At 32.7% G+C, this 14,721-nt stretch carries 14 protein-coding genes and 2 pseudogenes; 10 read left to right on the plus strand and 6 right to left on the minus strand.

The window, feature by feature from the left end; all coding sequences use genetic code 11:
- Nucleotides 1-103: 103 nt before the first annotated feature.
- Both V7S50_RS13155 and V7S50_RS13160 read right to left on the minus strand, forming a co-directional pair.
- A pseudogene (locus V7S50_RS13155) lies at nucleotides 104-220 on the minus strand (glycosyltransferase family 2 protein); the annotation flags it as partial.
- Between the two features lie 202 nt (nucleotides 221-422).
- Entirely contained in the window at nucleotides 423-707 is a 285-nt protein-coding gene (locus V7S50_RS13160; RefSeq protein ID WP_001123247.1) for a DUF4183 domain-containing protein, read from the minus strand.
- A 195-nt stretch (nucleotides 708-902) separates the two neighbouring features.
- Between V7S50_RS13160 and V7S50_RS13165 the strand changes: the two genes are divergently transcribed.
- On the plus strand, nucleotides 903-1,064 hold the full coding sequence (locus V7S50_RS13165; protein WP_252209271.1) for a hypothetical protein: 162 nt from the start codon (nucleotides 903-905) through the stop codon (nucleotides 1,062-1,064).
- Nucleotides 1,065-1,175: 111 nt separating this feature from the next.
- Here the strand turns inward: V7S50_RS13165 and V7S50_RS13170 are convergent, their stop codons facing one another.
- On the minus strand, nucleotides 1,176-1,313 hold the full coding sequence (locus V7S50_RS13170) for a DUF3956 domain-containing protein (RefSeq protein WP_000376554.1): 138 nt from the start codon (nucleotides 1,311-1,313) through the stop codon (nucleotides 1,176-1,178).
- 433 nt (nucleotides 1,314-1,746) lie between these two features.
- Between V7S50_RS13170 and V7S50_RS13175 the strand changes: the two are divergent.
- Nucleotides 1,747-2,016, plus strand: a pseudogene (locus V7S50_RS13175) (phage terminase small subunit-related protein); the annotation flags it as partial.
- Nucleotides 2,017-2,856: 840 nt separating this feature from the next.
- On the opposite strand, the gene V7S50_RS13180 reads toward V7S50_RS13175, so the two are convergent.
- Nucleotides 2,857-3,168, minus strand: coding sequence for a hypothetical protein (locus V7S50_RS13180; RefSeq protein ID WP_242253167.1), 312 nt, complete (start codon nucleotides 3,166-3,168; stop codon nucleotides 2,857-2,859).
- Nucleotides 3,169-3,589: 421 nt separating this feature from the next.
- Nucleotides 3,590-4,462: a LysR family transcriptional regulator gene (locus V7S50_RS13185; protein WP_242253169.1), complete on the minus strand. Its 873-nt coding sequence runs from the start codon at nucleotides 4,460-4,462 to the stop codon at nucleotides 3,590-3,592.
- A 129-nt stretch (nucleotides 4,463-4,591) separates the two neighbouring features.
- Here V7S50_RS13185 and V7S50_RS13190 point away from each other — a divergent pair, with 129 nt between their 5' ends.
- The 3 genes from V7S50_RS13190 (at nucleotide 4,592) to V7S50_RS13200 (ending at nucleotide 7,245) form a co-directional block, all read left to right on the plus strand.
- A complete protein-coding gene (locus V7S50_RS13190) occupies nucleotides 4,592-5,635 on the plus strand; it encodes an aspartate-semialdehyde dehydrogenase (protein WP_242253170.1) in 1,044 nt (347 codons plus the stop codon).
- 169 nt (nucleotides 5,636-5,804) lie between these two features.
- Nucleotides 5,805-6,929 carry a C45 family autoproteolytic acyltransferase/hydolase gene (locus tag V7S50_RS13195; protein WP_242253172.1) on the plus strand — a complete coding sequence of 375 codons (1,125 nt, stop codon included), beginning with the start codon at nucleotides 5,805-5,807 and terminating at the stop codon, nucleotides 6,927-6,929.
- Between the two features lie 52 nt (nucleotides 6,930-6,981).
- The gene (locus V7S50_RS13200; protein ID WP_063225040.1) at nucleotides 6,982-7,245 is read left to right on the plus strand and encodes a hypothetical protein; all 264 of its coding nucleotides are present in this window, start codon (nucleotides 6,982-6,984) and stop codon (nucleotides 7,243-7,245) included.
- Nucleotides 7,246-7,336: 91 nt separating this feature from the next.
- Here V7S50_RS13200 and V7S50_RS13205 read toward each other — a convergent pair whose 3' ends face one another.
- Entirely contained in the window at nucleotides 7,337-8,239 is a 903-nt protein-coding gene (locus V7S50_RS13205) for a LysR family transcriptional regulator (RefSeq protein WP_063225041.1), read from the minus strand.
- A gap of 158 nt (nucleotides 8,240-8,397) precedes the next feature.
- On the opposite strand from V7S50_RS13205, the gene V7S50_RS13210 reads away from it, so the two are divergent.
- From V7S50_RS13210 to V7S50_RS13230, 5 genes are all read left to right on the plus strand, one after another.
- Complete coding sequence (locus V7S50_RS13210; RefSeq protein WP_242253173.1) at nucleotides 8,398-9,084, plus strand: MOSC domain-containing protein; 687 nt, start codon at nucleotides 8,398-8,400, stop codon at nucleotides 9,082-9,084.
- A gap of 260 nt (nucleotides 9,085-9,344) precedes the next feature.
- Entirely contained in the window at nucleotides 9,345-10,226 is an 882-nt protein-coding gene (locus tag V7S50_RS13215; protein WP_242253176.1) for a GNAT family N-acetyltransferase, read from the plus strand.
- 33 nt (nucleotides 10,227-10,259) lie between these two features.
- Entirely contained in the window at nucleotides 10,260-10,856 is a 597-nt protein-coding gene (locus V7S50_RS13220) for a DUF1349 domain-containing protein (protein ID WP_063225044.1), read from the plus strand.
- 221 nt (nucleotides 10,857-11,077) lie between these two features.
- A complete protein-coding gene (locus tag V7S50_RS13225) occupies nucleotides 11,078-12,832 on the plus strand; it encodes an ABC transporter ATP-binding protein (RefSeq protein WP_242253177.1) in 1,755 nt (584 codons plus the stop codon).
- Complete coding sequence (locus V7S50_RS13230; RefSeq protein WP_242253179.1) at nucleotides 12,825-14,621, plus strand: ABC transporter ATP-binding protein; 1,797 nt, start codon at nucleotides 12,825-12,827, stop codon at nucleotides 14,619-14,621. The genes V7S50_RS13225 and V7S50_RS13230 overlap by 8 nt, the downstream gene beginning before the upstream one ends.
- Nucleotides 14,622-14,721 lie beyond the last annotated feature (100 nt).

The raw sequence follows: 14,721 nt of genomic DNA on the forward strand, positions 1-14,721 counted from the left end.
TAGGCATATTTAATTTTAATATGGTGTTGTATAAGATTCCATATACGATACAAATGATTAATACAAATACAAATACAAATAATCTATATATTTATACTTAACAATTAGTAGATCCTTGATTAATAAGGATACCGTGATTAAATAGTTTTGTGTAGTGCATTAACCACCAAGGGAGTAGATACTCTTCATTATAAAAATGCGGAATTACAGTTGTATTAATAAAAACACTTTCTTATAAAAGTAGATAAAATATTTTTGTTCTATTTATAAGCACCATATAAGTGCTCTTTTTGAGAGTGAGTATAAATACCAATTATTCTATACTAGTATATGCACTGCATTATGTAGTTGCTACTAAAATTAATTTCAGTTTTTAAAATTAGAGGTTTCTTTTAATGAAACCTCTAAAAAGATAACTACATTTATGTTATTGTAAATTCGATTGCGATAGGAGTTCCTCCATCTAGGACAGCTCCTCCTACAATAGTAGCAGCTGTAGTAGTCACACCAGTAATAGTATCACCTGTTTGAATAACGCCATTAATATAAAGCGTTAAAAAAGCATAAGAAGCAGGGAATGTTGTTACAGCACCAGTGTCATCAGTGAAATCTGTGTTAGCAAAAGTTAAATCTGCTCCAGCAGCAGTCCCTGTAGCAGCTGTACTTACAAATCGTCTTCCAGCTATAAAAGGCTTAACGATAGGCATTTATGTTCACCTCTTTTTGAGAATAAACTCAGACAAGTTTTTTTGAAAGTCTTGTCCTGTATTTTATTCTATGTTGTGCTTCTTTTAAAAGATACGGCTTGTATACTAGTAAAAAAGTATAATTCTTATGTGTTTGATTTCTTAATGTGGTCATCACTAGTATTAGACAACGTAATTAAAATAACATGTGTTTGTGTGGGGATAGCAATTATCTACGCTACTTTAAAACCGAGAAAAACAGAAACAAAGACAACTAATTATAGTGTGACTGTTAATGTTCCTAATTTAAGTAAAGAAGAAACAGAACAACTCGCTAAAAATGTAGTAGATAATATGAAGAAGGGATTAAATAAATAGTAATTATTTTAGGCGCTGCCATGAACTTGGTTAGCATTTTTTGTTGTTAAGGAAAGATAACGGGAAAATAAAAAAGAGAGCTAATGCTCTCTTTTTTTAGTGGCACGGTAATTAATCGCAGATTGGTATTCCAAGCACTCTTAAAGCTAATGCTACTTGAAGAGAAATCTCTAATCTAGCAATTTCGATACCAGCTACTGAAAGAACTAAAAAAGGTTGTCCGTTTACAAACACAACGCAACTATCCATGGTTACGCCCTCTTTCTAACAATCTACTATAATATACAAATTAAACGTTAATATGTAATAGTTGAACTGATGGATTTAATAGAATTAATAGATTAACCTAACCCATTTAAACCAAACAAAAGAACTCAACGAATGGAAAAAGCAAGAATCAAATGATTCCTGCTAGATGGAGATATAAGGTGGATAATCCGATAGTGCTAATAAACTCTGGTGAAATGTAAAAATCTGATTTAAATCCGTTTGGTGTCTTGATTTTTAGTTTCATGATTTCTCTCCTTTAAATTTAGTTTTTACATTGCTATATACAAACTAAAAGGAAATTGGTAACAAATAAACGAGAAATATTTTTAAAATAAGATGCATTTAGTGATTAGCGTAAGAAATGAACTCATGGAAATATAAAATTCGACGTGAGGTGGCAGGTGAAATGTAGATGGCGAGACAGCGTAGTCCAGACCGTGATAAAGCATTTGAAATATACAAAGCAAGCAATGGTGAGAAGGCACTTGTTGAGATTGCAAAGGAATTAAACCTGAAGCCATCTCAAATTAGAAAGTGGAAATCGCAAGCTAAATGGGATGAACAATTAAAAGGTAACGTTACTATTGCGAAAAGGAGCATTACTAATGTTAAAAATCCTGAGACAAAAGCCAAGTTAAAAAAGATGCTAGATGATGAAGAGCTGACGGAACAAGATCACATGCTGAAGATATTAATATACTTGGTAAACATGCGACAAGTGGATGGACAGGTACAGGAATTCTTATGGAAGCTACAACACCAATGTCTTACAATGATAACGTAAAATGCAACAACATTACAATTACAAACATGAAGAAGGGAATCCATTTACAAGTAGATCCAAAAATAACAAAAGAAGCTGATATGGCTTGGGTAAATGCGAACTTCTTCCATCAAATTACGTTTATGAACTTTGAGTACGGTTTGTATTTAGATTGTTATCCGAACTACGTAATGTGGGTCTACCGGTTGATACGGGTCTTGCGGAAAAAATCCCTTTACGCTAAACAACTGCCGAGGTGGAATTGTAAATGTTACCGGTCCAATAAACGGATTTACGCCTTCAGGCTCACAATAGATATATCCTCCGTTACCATCCCCATTGCGTACTTCATCATCTGAACCGCCGTTATCATCGTTAATTAACTCCCCACAAAGATACCCATATGAAGGATATACATTGCCCTCACAAGTATCTTGATAATTTTGTACCGCTATAGTTACAGTTGGCGGTTCGTCTGTTTGATTAAGTGCAGAAACTTGGATGAAATCAGTGTCAGCATTACGGAATAAAGGGCCGGATGTCTACGCTTGGTAGCGAGGTTCGCAATGACAATCACAGTCGCATTTTTTCCGCATTCCGTAGCTTCTAGATATCGTTTTACTGCTTGTATTTTGTCTTTCGAAGAAAATTTAACCATGAAAAATGCACCTCCAATTGTTAATTATGTGTCTAACAATTGGGGTGCACTTCATTTAGAGACAGTCTTTTTAATTACCATAATCTGGCGTTTGTTAGTCCCTAAGATATATTCTTTGCCTTTAAGCTGGCACTGAAAAACTTAACAATGTTTCTTTTTACAATGACAACAAATAAAGAAACATTTACAACGACACTTATTTCGATTAAACTTCCAATCATTATCGCAATGGTGTTTATCTTTAGATTTCCACCAATCGTCATCACAATTGTGCTTATCTTTAGATTTCCACCAATTGTCATCGCAATTGTGCTTATCTTTAGATTTCCACCAATCGTCATCACAATGATGCTTATCTTTAGATTTCCACCAATCATCGCAACAATGATTTTTCTTAGAACTCCAGCAATCATTATTCCAGGACATTCTTTTATACCTCCCTTCCATTAGGGTTCATATTATTCTATGTTTTAGTAAAAAGAATGCTTGTTTATTAACCTATTATTATATTTTTATATAATAGAGAGCTTTCTACTAGATATAGAATTCATACAAACTATGCTAATTTTTAAGAGGTATATGATGTTTTTGTGAGAGCGTATGTATTGGAGGGAATCTAAAAAAGTGCTAACAAGTTTGCAAACGAACTTGCTAACACCTATTCGAAATAGACATAAATTATCGCTGATATGTCGACTTTGAAAATAGTTTTAATTAATGAAATCACACTTATACGAAAAACTCATAAAAACAGCCTTTATATAAGTAGTATTAAAGAAAATGTGGGTTGATATTCTTCAAAGGATTTCAACTCATGTTTTCTTTCAAATTATTTTATACTTTCATCACTTTTAATAGTGAAAGAAACGACTGTACTACAGGTGAAATCCATCTAGATTTATGATAGATTACATGGCTTTGAATAACTGTTGGAGTTTCGATAGGCTGAAAACTGAGTTGCTCTTTTTGACAACTTTCTTGTACAACGATGTAAGGAAGAATTGAAATTCCTAACTCACACATAACGGATTGTTTAATGACTTCAACGTTGGAAGTTTCAAATGTTTTAGCTGGAATATTCCCGCTTTGACGTAAAAAATGATCTACCATTGGTCTATAGCCGCAGCTTTGTTCGGTAAAAATAAACTGAGTATCCTTTAATAAACAAAACGGATTAGATTGTGTAGAATAATGGGGCGGTAAAATCCATCCAAATGTTTCATTACTAAATGTACGCGTAATAAAATCATTATGTTCAACACTTTCTCCGATTATGAAGACAACATCTGTTTCTCCTTCACGTAATTTTTGTAATGCTTGTTCATTTGTGCTTGTTTCAAGTATGATATTTACTTTCGGATTTTTCTGTTTGTAGGTACGTAATAATTGTGGTAAACGATATACTGCTAATGATTCGTTAGATGTAATACTCAATGTGCCTTCTAAATGATCGGTATTTTGAGGGATTTCTTGCGCTTTTTCATAAATAGCAAGTAATTCTAAAGCATAAGGATGAAATTGATGACCTGCTTTTGTAAGAAGTACTTTTTTCCCTAACCGATCGAAAAGGGGAATGTGTAAATCATTCTCTAATACTTTCATATGCGCTGTAACAGTAGATTGCGCATAACCTAATGCATGAGCAGCTTTAGAAAAACTACCGTGCTTCACAATCGCACAAAATGTTTTAACATGTCTCATTTCCATAAGCAATCCCTCTTTTATTATCATGATTTGTGAATGATTATATCACGTATTTCAATTTTCCAAATGATTAAATTCTTTATAAAATAAAATTGTAGAAATATTTATTCAAGTGATATTGGAGGAAAAAAGATGATCAAAAAGGGCTATCATGTAGCTGTAGTTGGGGCTACAGGTGCAGTAGGACAGAAAATTATTGAACTTTTAGAGAAAGAAACTAAATTTAATATAGTTGAAGTTACGTTGCTTTCATCACAACGATCCGCTGGTAAGGTAGTACAATTTAAAGGGCGAGAGATAATAATACAAGAGGCAAAAACAACTAGCTTTGAAGGTGTAGATATTGCCTTTTTTAGCGCTGGGGGAGAAGTTTCTAGGCAATTTGTAAATCAAGCTGTATCTAGTGGTGCAATTGTAATTGATAACACAAGTGAATACCGAATGGCACATGATGTACCGCTCGTTGTTCCGGAAGTAAATGCACACACATTAAAGGAGCATAAAGGTATTATAGCAGTTCCGAATTGTTCAGCATTACAGATGGTAACAGCACTTCAGCCAATACGAAAAGCATTCGGATTGGAACGAATTATTGTTTCCACATATCAAGCTGTGTCAGGTTCAGGAATTCATGCGATTCATGAACTAAAACAGCAGGCTAAGTCAATACTTGCAGGTGAAGAGGTTAAGAGTACTATATTACCAGTGAAGAAAGATAAAAAGCATTATCCAATTGCGTTTAATGTACTACCTCAAGTAGATATATTTACAGATAATGATTTCACATTTGAAGAAGTAAAAATGATGCAAGAAACGAAGAAAATTTTAGAAGATCCCAATTTGAAAATGGCAGCTACTTGTGTGCGGGTTCCAGTCGTATCAGGACATTCAGAATCAGTTTATATTGAACTTGACAAAGAAGCAACTGTTACTGAAATTAAAGAAGTACTGCTGGATGCACCAGGTGTTATACTGCAGGATACCCCTAGTGAACAGCTGTATCCAATGCCATTATATGCAGAAGGGAAAATAGATACATTTGTCGGTAGAATTAGAAAAGATCCTGATACACCAAACGGATTTCATCTTTGGATCGTTTCCGATAACTTATTAAAAGGTGCAGCGTGGAACTCAGTTCAAATTGCAGAAACGATGGTGGCAGAGGGAATCATTTAGTATAAGGAAAAACTAGGAAACTTTAATCATTAACAGTTTCCTAGTTTTTGTTTTATAAATTTCTGCTTTATCCCAGCCACATTTGATTTGAAAGACAGTAAAAAACATCAAGAATGAATAAAGTATATTTGGTACGATATGGATAAATTCAATAAGAGGGGGTAATTAGGTGTATCAAGTAAAGGGTTATTTTTCATCGTTAAAAGGAAGTCATTATGAAATCGGTAAGCAACAAGGGGAATTTGCGAAACGACATCCTTATCTCATTCCACAATTTATACAGAAAGAAAACTTAATATCGCATCACCATTGGACAGAATCTAAGAATATACTACATAAATATTGTCCAGGAATAAATGAAGAGATTGAAGGGTTTTGTGAAGTGTTAAAAATTCCATCTGAAAATATGTTGTATTATTATCAAACACTATTAAAAGCAGGTTGTAGCCATTGTGCTATTTTACCTAAAAAGACAGATTTAAAGCATACTTATGTATTAAGAAACTATGATTTGTCACCAGTAATAGATGATATGCGCTTTTGTTCGACTCATGTTGAAGGTGCATATGCACATAGTGGCTTTTCCACTCAAAATTTTGGTCGAACGGAAGGAGTTAACGAGCATGGATTATCTGTTACATTTTCAGCATGTGGCCAACCGGTAGGAAATATTGCGGGTTTGAGAAAGCCAGCGGTAAGTGGTTTACAATGTTTTGCAGTAATTCGAGTGTTATTGGAGAAATGCAAAAATGTGCAGGAGGCTAAGGCACTAATAGAAGAAATGCCGATTGCTAGTAATATTAATCTAATAGTAGCGGATCCTTTAGATGCAGCACGTATTGAGATATTTGACGGGTATAAATCAATAATCACAATTGATGATGACAGTCAATCTTTTATCGTATCAACAAACCATGCAGTTAGTCCAGCTATTAAAAAATTAAATAATAGGAGATTAGAACAATCTACAAAGAGATATTCCACTTTACACGAACTTTTAAATCAAAATGAAAAATTGAGCATGGGTTCTTTAAAAGGAATAGTAGAATTAGAATATCCTGCAGGTCTGACAGTGCATAATTATGAAGAGTGGTTTGGAACTTTACATTCTGTATTATCCGATTTACATGATCGCACAATGAATATTTGTTTCGGATCTCCAATTTTAAATAACTGGTATTCATTGAAAGTTGGAGGAAGTCTTCCTTTTTCTGAGGTGAATGTGAACGTTGAAAATAAAACTTATACTGATTTTTGGAGAGAAGAGAATAATGAATTGATTCCAAAGGGATAAATGGGATAAGATGGTAGTAACGAAGGTGTTATGTATACTGGAGGGATTACCGATGCTGAAAATTTTGTTAACGATTGTTCTTATCATTTTTCTAGCCATTTCCATGTATATTGCATATCAAAAAAGAAAAAAAGCGGACATAAAAGGATTAAAAAGTGCATTAACTTCAATTTGTTTCTTTGCACTTGCAATCTTTAATTTGTTTGCATATTGGTTTCATTTAGATGGTATTTTTACAGTGCTATTTTCAATCGTATTATTGTTAGTTGGGGCTTATTTTACAAAATATATTCCAATTTCCAAAAAGGTACACTGAAATTTATAGGTAATAATTTATTTCATTATGAAAAGAGATTATTCTACTAGGTCGTTATGAAACGACTTCATAGGATAATCTCTTTTTTTATTTAATTTTGTAAAGAATGTACGGTTAGTTTCAATTGCTTAATGAATTCTCGAGTTGCAGCACACATATATTTATCTTTTCTATAAATAAGCCCTATTTCTATTGTCGGAGTAGGATTTCTTAATTTTACAGTTTGAATGTTTTTGTTTTGTAAAAAGTCTATATATGGTTTTGGTAACACTGTAATTCCCATTCCTTTTGAAATCATTTGGATTAAAGATTCCATTGTACTAATTTCTAAAATTGGTTTTGGTTTAAAGTTGAATTTTTGACAATGAGATGTAATTAATTCGGTTAAAAAGAAATTTATAGGTAATAGAATTAAAGGGTAGTTCTGTAATTCAGCAATAGATACATGATCATGTTCAGCTAATGGATGACCGGTTGGTACGACTAATGTAAGTTCACTTTTGTATAGAGGGGTAGAAATAATCTCTTTATCTTGTACCGGGAGAAATGTAATGCCAATATCTAGTTCGTTTTGTAATAATTTTTCACGAATATCTCCTGTGCGAAGCCCTAATACAGAAAGTTCTATATTGGGATATAAATTATTAAAATTTATAATAGCTGGTGGTAGTAAGTAATTCACGACGGTTAACAATGATCCAATTGTTAAGGAACCTTGCTGTAATCCGTTTAAATCTTGAATAGCAGAACGAGCTTGTTCGACTTCATGAAAAATGGTTTTACTATGTAATAATAAAATCCTTCCAGCGTCAGTTAAAGATATTTTTTTACCAATACGATCGAAAAGCGGCATTCCTACGTCATGTTCTAAAGCACGTATTTGCTGACTTAGTGAAGGCTGTGAAATATTTAATTTCTCAGCTGCTTTTGTGAAATGCAATTCTTTTGAAACAGCTAAAAAATATTCAAGTTGTCGTAATTCGATTTGGATCACCTCAAGTATAATGATAGGTTTTACCTATCATTATTATATAAATAATTGGATTGAACAATGATTTTTTAGGTTTTATAATCATCTTTATATAACAGAGATAGTTGTGAAAATAAATCGAGAGAGTAAATTCATGTAACATCTTTAAAGGAGGAAATAGAATGACAAATGAATATCAAATATTATCTTTAAATATAGGATTACCAAAAGAGGTTCCGTACGGTGGAAAGATAATTCATACAGGTATTAATAAAAAAGAAGTAAAGGAACCAGTATTTTTATCCTTTGTAAAATTTAATGGAGATGGGCAAGCGGACTTAGTCCATCATGGAGGAGTAGATAAAGCAGTTTGTGTTTATACTGGTGACCACTATCCATACTGGGAAAAAGAGTTGAATCAAGAACTTATATATGGAGCATTCGGAGAAAATATAACAATAAGCGGTATGTGTGAAGAGGATGTTTGTATTGGTGATACATTTCAAATGGGAGAAGCAATTGTACAAGTAACGCAGCCAAGACAACCTTGTTTTAAATTAGCTAAGAAATACAATATTCCAAAGTTACCAATATATTTTCAAGAAACAGGATATACAGGGTTTTATTTTCGCGTATTAAAAGAAGGTTGGGTATCACCTGTTGATACTTTAAAGCTACTAAAGTTTAATCCACATGGTGTTACAGTAGCATTTGCTAATCGTATCATGCATAAAGAAAAACAAAATATGGAAGGGCTAAAAAGGATCTTAGAAGTAAATGAGCTTTCTAATAGTTGGAGAAATACATTTGAAAAGAGAATGAGAGGAGAAGAAATTAATACGAAGGAAAGGCTAGAAGGAAAAAAATAATAAAAAATATTATTTATAAATGGTGCATTTCTATTAGTAAAAACGAATTAGAAAGCACTATTTTCATACAATAAACTTATTAATATCCAAAAATCCTAATATTGTTTTATTCGACTTATTTTCGAATAGTCGAAACATAAAATTAATTAGACTCTTTTTTTATATTTTGTGATAGTATATTGATTGGTAAGACCTATTACTTTAAGAGCAGGTTATATAACTACATCTAATTTGATGGAATTAACATATGGAGGGACAACATGGGGAATGTTGAAAATTTTGAAAAACTTCTATTAGAAGAACCGAAAAGAGAGCAGTTATTTCCTTTATTTGAAGAAGTGTTTGGGATTACAATTCAAACATTGAAGGATTTTTCAGAGAGAGGCTATTGGGATGATACATATAAAGCTTTATCATTTTTACAGGAAGATAAAGCTATTGCAAATGTTGCAGCATTTTCACTACCATTGATAATCAATGGTGAAAGAATAAATGCAGCGGGCATTCAATCTGTAATGACACATCCTAATTTTCGTAGACAAGGACTAATGACTGAATTAATGAGGGAAATGATTGAAGAAATTGATAAACAATGTGAATGTTCATTATTGTTTACGGAAAAACCTGAACTATATACATCATTTGGATTTAAAGTTGTACAGGAATATTTGATGACTATACCATACGATAAAAATAATAATAATTCTTTACTTAGAAAGCTAGATTATTATATTGAAGAGGATAGACAGTTGATACATGAAACTATTGAAAGTAGCCAAAGACTTTCAAATAATTTTTCAACATTAAACTTCCATCCTTCGTTTTATTTGAATATGTATGACTCGGAATGGAATGAGAAATTGTATTATTCAGAGAAACTAGATGCTCTAATTGTGTATGAAGTAGATAATGAAAAGTTGAAATTATATGGAGTGTTTGCACCAGTACTTCCAGTTTTAGATGAAATATGCGGGGAAATTTCTGAAAGATTTACAGAAATTGAATTTTACTTCTCTCCAGATCAATTAGGAATTGAAGATGTACAGTTTACCGAATTACAGTCTAGTAAGTATTTAATGGTTCGAAGTGATAGAGAGTTGGATTTGAAAGGTTATAAATTCCCAGTATTAGTAGAATTTTAAATGTGCATATAGATGCTTTATTATGGAGGAACTATGAAAATATCACATATACCAGAACATATTGAGCAACTTACTATAATGAATGTACCTGAATATTATAAGCTTAATGACAATCATGTGTTTATTGTCCGCTCGAAACCCGAAACAGATTTTTGGCTTAAAACACATTATGGTTTTGAAGTAATGAATGGTCATGTATTTTATACTGAGATGATGACAGACTTTCAAGCTGAAGTTCAATTGCGTATGAATCCAAATTCAAAATTCGATCAAGCAGGTCTTTTTGTTATGATTTCGGAAAAGTGTTGGTTGAAAACTTCATTAGAATATATTCCAGATGGTCCATCTCATTTAGGAGCTGTCGTAACGAATAATGGATATTCCGATTGGTCAACACAAGACTTTCCAACAGAATCAGCTACCCAACAACTTCGTTTTCGAATTGTTCGTAAACGTGGTGATTATACAATATATGTGAAAAAGATCCATCAATGGGAACAAATAAGAATCGCTCATTTGATGGAGGATATAGGAAATGAGCCTGTTAAAATAGGTTTTTACATGTGTAGTCCTTCTAAAAACAATGGATTTGAGACTGAGTTTTTAGATTTTACAACTGAAAAAATATAGATAAAAAACCGTATTCTTTTCATTAAGAATGCGGTTTTTGTATTTATATAATACAAAGCACATTTATTGACCGAAAAGTCATTAATGCTTATCATTTAATAATGTTAAATATTAATTTGCATAATATAATAGAAGTAATAAAAAAATCATAAATTATATGGCTTAAGTAAGGAGGATAAGAATTATTAATTGGTAATTTCATAGGAAAAAGGAGATTATGTATGAAATCATTTCGTGAGTTATTACAGTATTTAAAACCATACATGTTCTTCGCTATTATTGGACCGCTATTTATGGTACTTGAGGTTGCGATGGACTTAATTCAACCGACTATTATGCAACATATTATTGATGTTGGGATAGCAAATCGGGATATGAATTATGTAATAAAAATGGGGCTTCTAATGATAGGAGCAGCAGCACTCGGTCTAGTTGGAGGACTTGGGTGCATGATGTATTCTACAAAAGCAGCTGTAAATTTCGCTACAGACATACGAAAAGATGTATTTGCGAAAATCGAAACATTTTCTAGTGAAAATCGTGATTCATTTGGAACTGGGAAATTATTAACGATTGTGACAAATGATGTTACTTCTATTCAATCGGCGATGACGATGACATTACGTGTTCTTGTTCGTGGTCCTTTGTTGTTTATCGGAAGTATCATAATTGTTTTTGTAACAGCGCGTGAGTTATTTCCAATATTACTTGTAGTTGTTCCAATTTTATTACTTGCGATTATATTTATTGCAAGTAAAGCAAGCGGGACATTCAAAAAAGTGCAAGAAGCATTAGATAAAGTGAATACAAAGTTACAAGAAAATTTATCTGGTGTCCGTGTTATTAAAGCGTATGTAAGACAAAAATATGAAATCACTCAGTTTGGAAAAGTGAATACAAATTTAACGAAGATAAATATTCGGGCGGTTCAGCTTATTTCCTTAATGATGCCAATTATAATGTTGGTTGTAAGCGGGGGGATTGTCGCAACATTATGGATTGGTGGAGAAAAAGTATTTAACGGTACTCTTCAAGTAGGAGCTATATTAGCGTTTATAAACTATTTGAATATTATTTTAATGTCACTTATGTCTATAAGTATGGTATTTATGCAAATCGCGCGAGCATTTCCGTCTGCGGATCGTGTACAGCAAATTTTAAATACTGAGGTTGATATTATGAGCGAAACAAATGCGCTTGTACCTAAGCAAATCGAGGGACATATTGACTTTAAAAACGTTAGTTATAGTTATACGAAAAATAATGAATATGTTTTAAAAGATATTTCATTTCGCATATGTAAAGGTGAAAAAGTAGGGATTATCGGTTCTACTGGAAGTGGTAAATCTACTTTAGCAAAACTATTACCGCGCTTATACGATGTTGATCAAGGTGAAATATGTATTGATGGAATAAATGTTAAGGCATACGATTTACAAAAACTGCGTGGTTCAATAGGTTTTGTACCTCAAAAGGCATTGTTGTTTTCAGGTAGTATAAAAGAGAACTTACGTTATGGTAAAGAAGATGCAACAAGTGACGAACTGGAAGTAGCGGCTTCATCAGCTTGTGCGACTGAGTTTATTAACAAGCTGGAAGATTCTTATCAATATCATTTAACACAAGGTGCGACAAATTTATCAGGTGGACAAAAACAGCGTGTATCAATTGCAAGGGCGCTTGTGAGAAAGCCATCTATTCTTGTATTAGATGATTCTACATCAGCAGTTGATGCCAAATCAGAAACTAACATTCAATCATCATTAAGAACAGAATATAAAGGAACAACAACATTATTAATTGCCTCTAAAATCTCATCAATAATTGATGCTGATAAAATTCTCGTTTTAGATAACGGTGAATTAGTTGGTGATGGTACACATGAAGAACTGTTAAAACAATGTGAGGTATATCAAGAAATTTATCTTTCCCAAGGTGGCAATTTACAAAAAGAAGGTGGGAAAGAACATGCGTAATTTTCAAGGGCAATTTGCTAATAAAGGTGGACGTAACGCGCCTAAGATGGGGAAAGCTAATAATACGAAAGGAACTGTAATGCGAGTATGGAACTATATGGGGTATCAAAAGGCTGCTCTTACGTTCGTTATATTTTTAGTATTTATTACGACATTACTTGGGTTATTAGGTCCTTACTTAATGGGAGTAATTATAGATCAATATATTGTACCTAAAGATTTAAATGGTACAGCAAGAATGTGCATGTTACTTATCGCAATTTACGGTATTACAGTGTTTTTAACTTGGTTACAAACATTTGTAATGGTTAACGTTGCATTAAAAACCATACAAAAAATACGACAAGATATTTTTGAGAAAATCCAAACGCTTTCTTTACGGTTCTTTGATGTACGTTCTCAAGGAGATTTAATGAGTCGTGTGACCAATGATATAGATAATTTGAATCAAGCGTTGACACAAAGTGTTGTACAAATTATTTCATCAGCATTAACCTTTATAGGTGTAACGATTGCGATGTTCGCATTAGATTGGATTTTAGCAATTGTTACTTTAATTACAGTACCTATTATGTTTTTTGTTACGAAAAAACTAGTTGCTTATAGTGGTAAAAACTTTGCAAAGCGTCAAAAAGATTTAGGAGAATTAAATGGTTTTATTGAGGAAGCTATAACAGGAGCGGATGTTACAACGTTATACGGGAAAGAAAAAGAAACCGTACAAAATTTCAATAAGATTAATGAACAACTAAGAGTTTCAGCTACGAAGGCGGATACATTTTCAGCTTTTATTTTTCCGAGTATGAACTTTATAAACAACTTAGGTATGGGACTTGTAATTGGTACTGGATCAGTAATGGTTTTAAATGGAATGACTACAGTAGGTGTCATTGCGGCTTTTATTAATTATTCTCGTCAATTCTCAAGACCGCTCAGTCAATTCGCAACATTAATGAATACGATTCAAGCGGCAGTTGCTGGTGGAGAACGAGTCTTTGAAATTATGGATGAAGTACCGGAGATTCAAAATAAAAAAGATGCATCCGTTGTACAAAATTTACAAGGGCATGTTGCACTCGAAAATGTTTCATTTGGTTATGAGGAAAATAAGGCGATTTTAAAAGAAGTGAGTCTTAAGGCGAAGCCAGGGGAGACAATTGCTTTAGTTGGTCCAACTGGATCGGGCAAAACAACAATCATTAATTTGCTGACGCGCTTTTACGATATTCAGCAAGGGCAAATTCATATCGATGGAAAAAATATTAAAGATTATGATATTAATTCGTTGCGAAGTAAAATAGGAGTAGTTTTACAAGATACGTATTTATTTGCTGGGACGATTATGGATAATATCCGTTATGGTCGATTAAATGCTAGTGATGAAGAAGTAATTAATGCAGCAAAGGCAGCATCTGCACATTCTTTCATAAAGCATTTACCTTATCAATATGAAACAAAAATTGCTTCAGAAGGATCGAATTTAAGTCAAGGACAGAAACAACTTCTTGCGATTGCGAGGGCAATTTTAGCAGATGCAGATATATTAATTCTTGACGAAGCCACATCTAATATTGATACGAGAACAGAATTACAAATTCAAGAAGGACTAAACAATTTAATGAGAGGTCGAACAAGTTTTGTAATCGCTCATCGACTGAAAACGATTGAAAAAGCAGATCAAATTCTTGTTATAAAAGATGGAAGTATTATGGAAATAGGGAATCATGAATCTCTTATGAAAGATAGAGGATGTTACTTTGATTTGTATACGAGTCAGTTTAAAATTTAATAAAAACATTGATGTGATGCGGTTTCTCTAGGAAGGGGGAACCGCATTTTTATATTTTCAAACATTACTATCCAAATAGTTGTTCACTAAATGTTTTAAC

The organism is Bacillus sp. CCNWLW194 (genome assembly GCF_037120585.1).
In the GTDB taxonomy this organism is placed as follows: Bacteria; Bacillota; Bacilli; order Bacillales; family Bacillaceae_G; genus Bacillus_A; species Bacillus_A basilensis.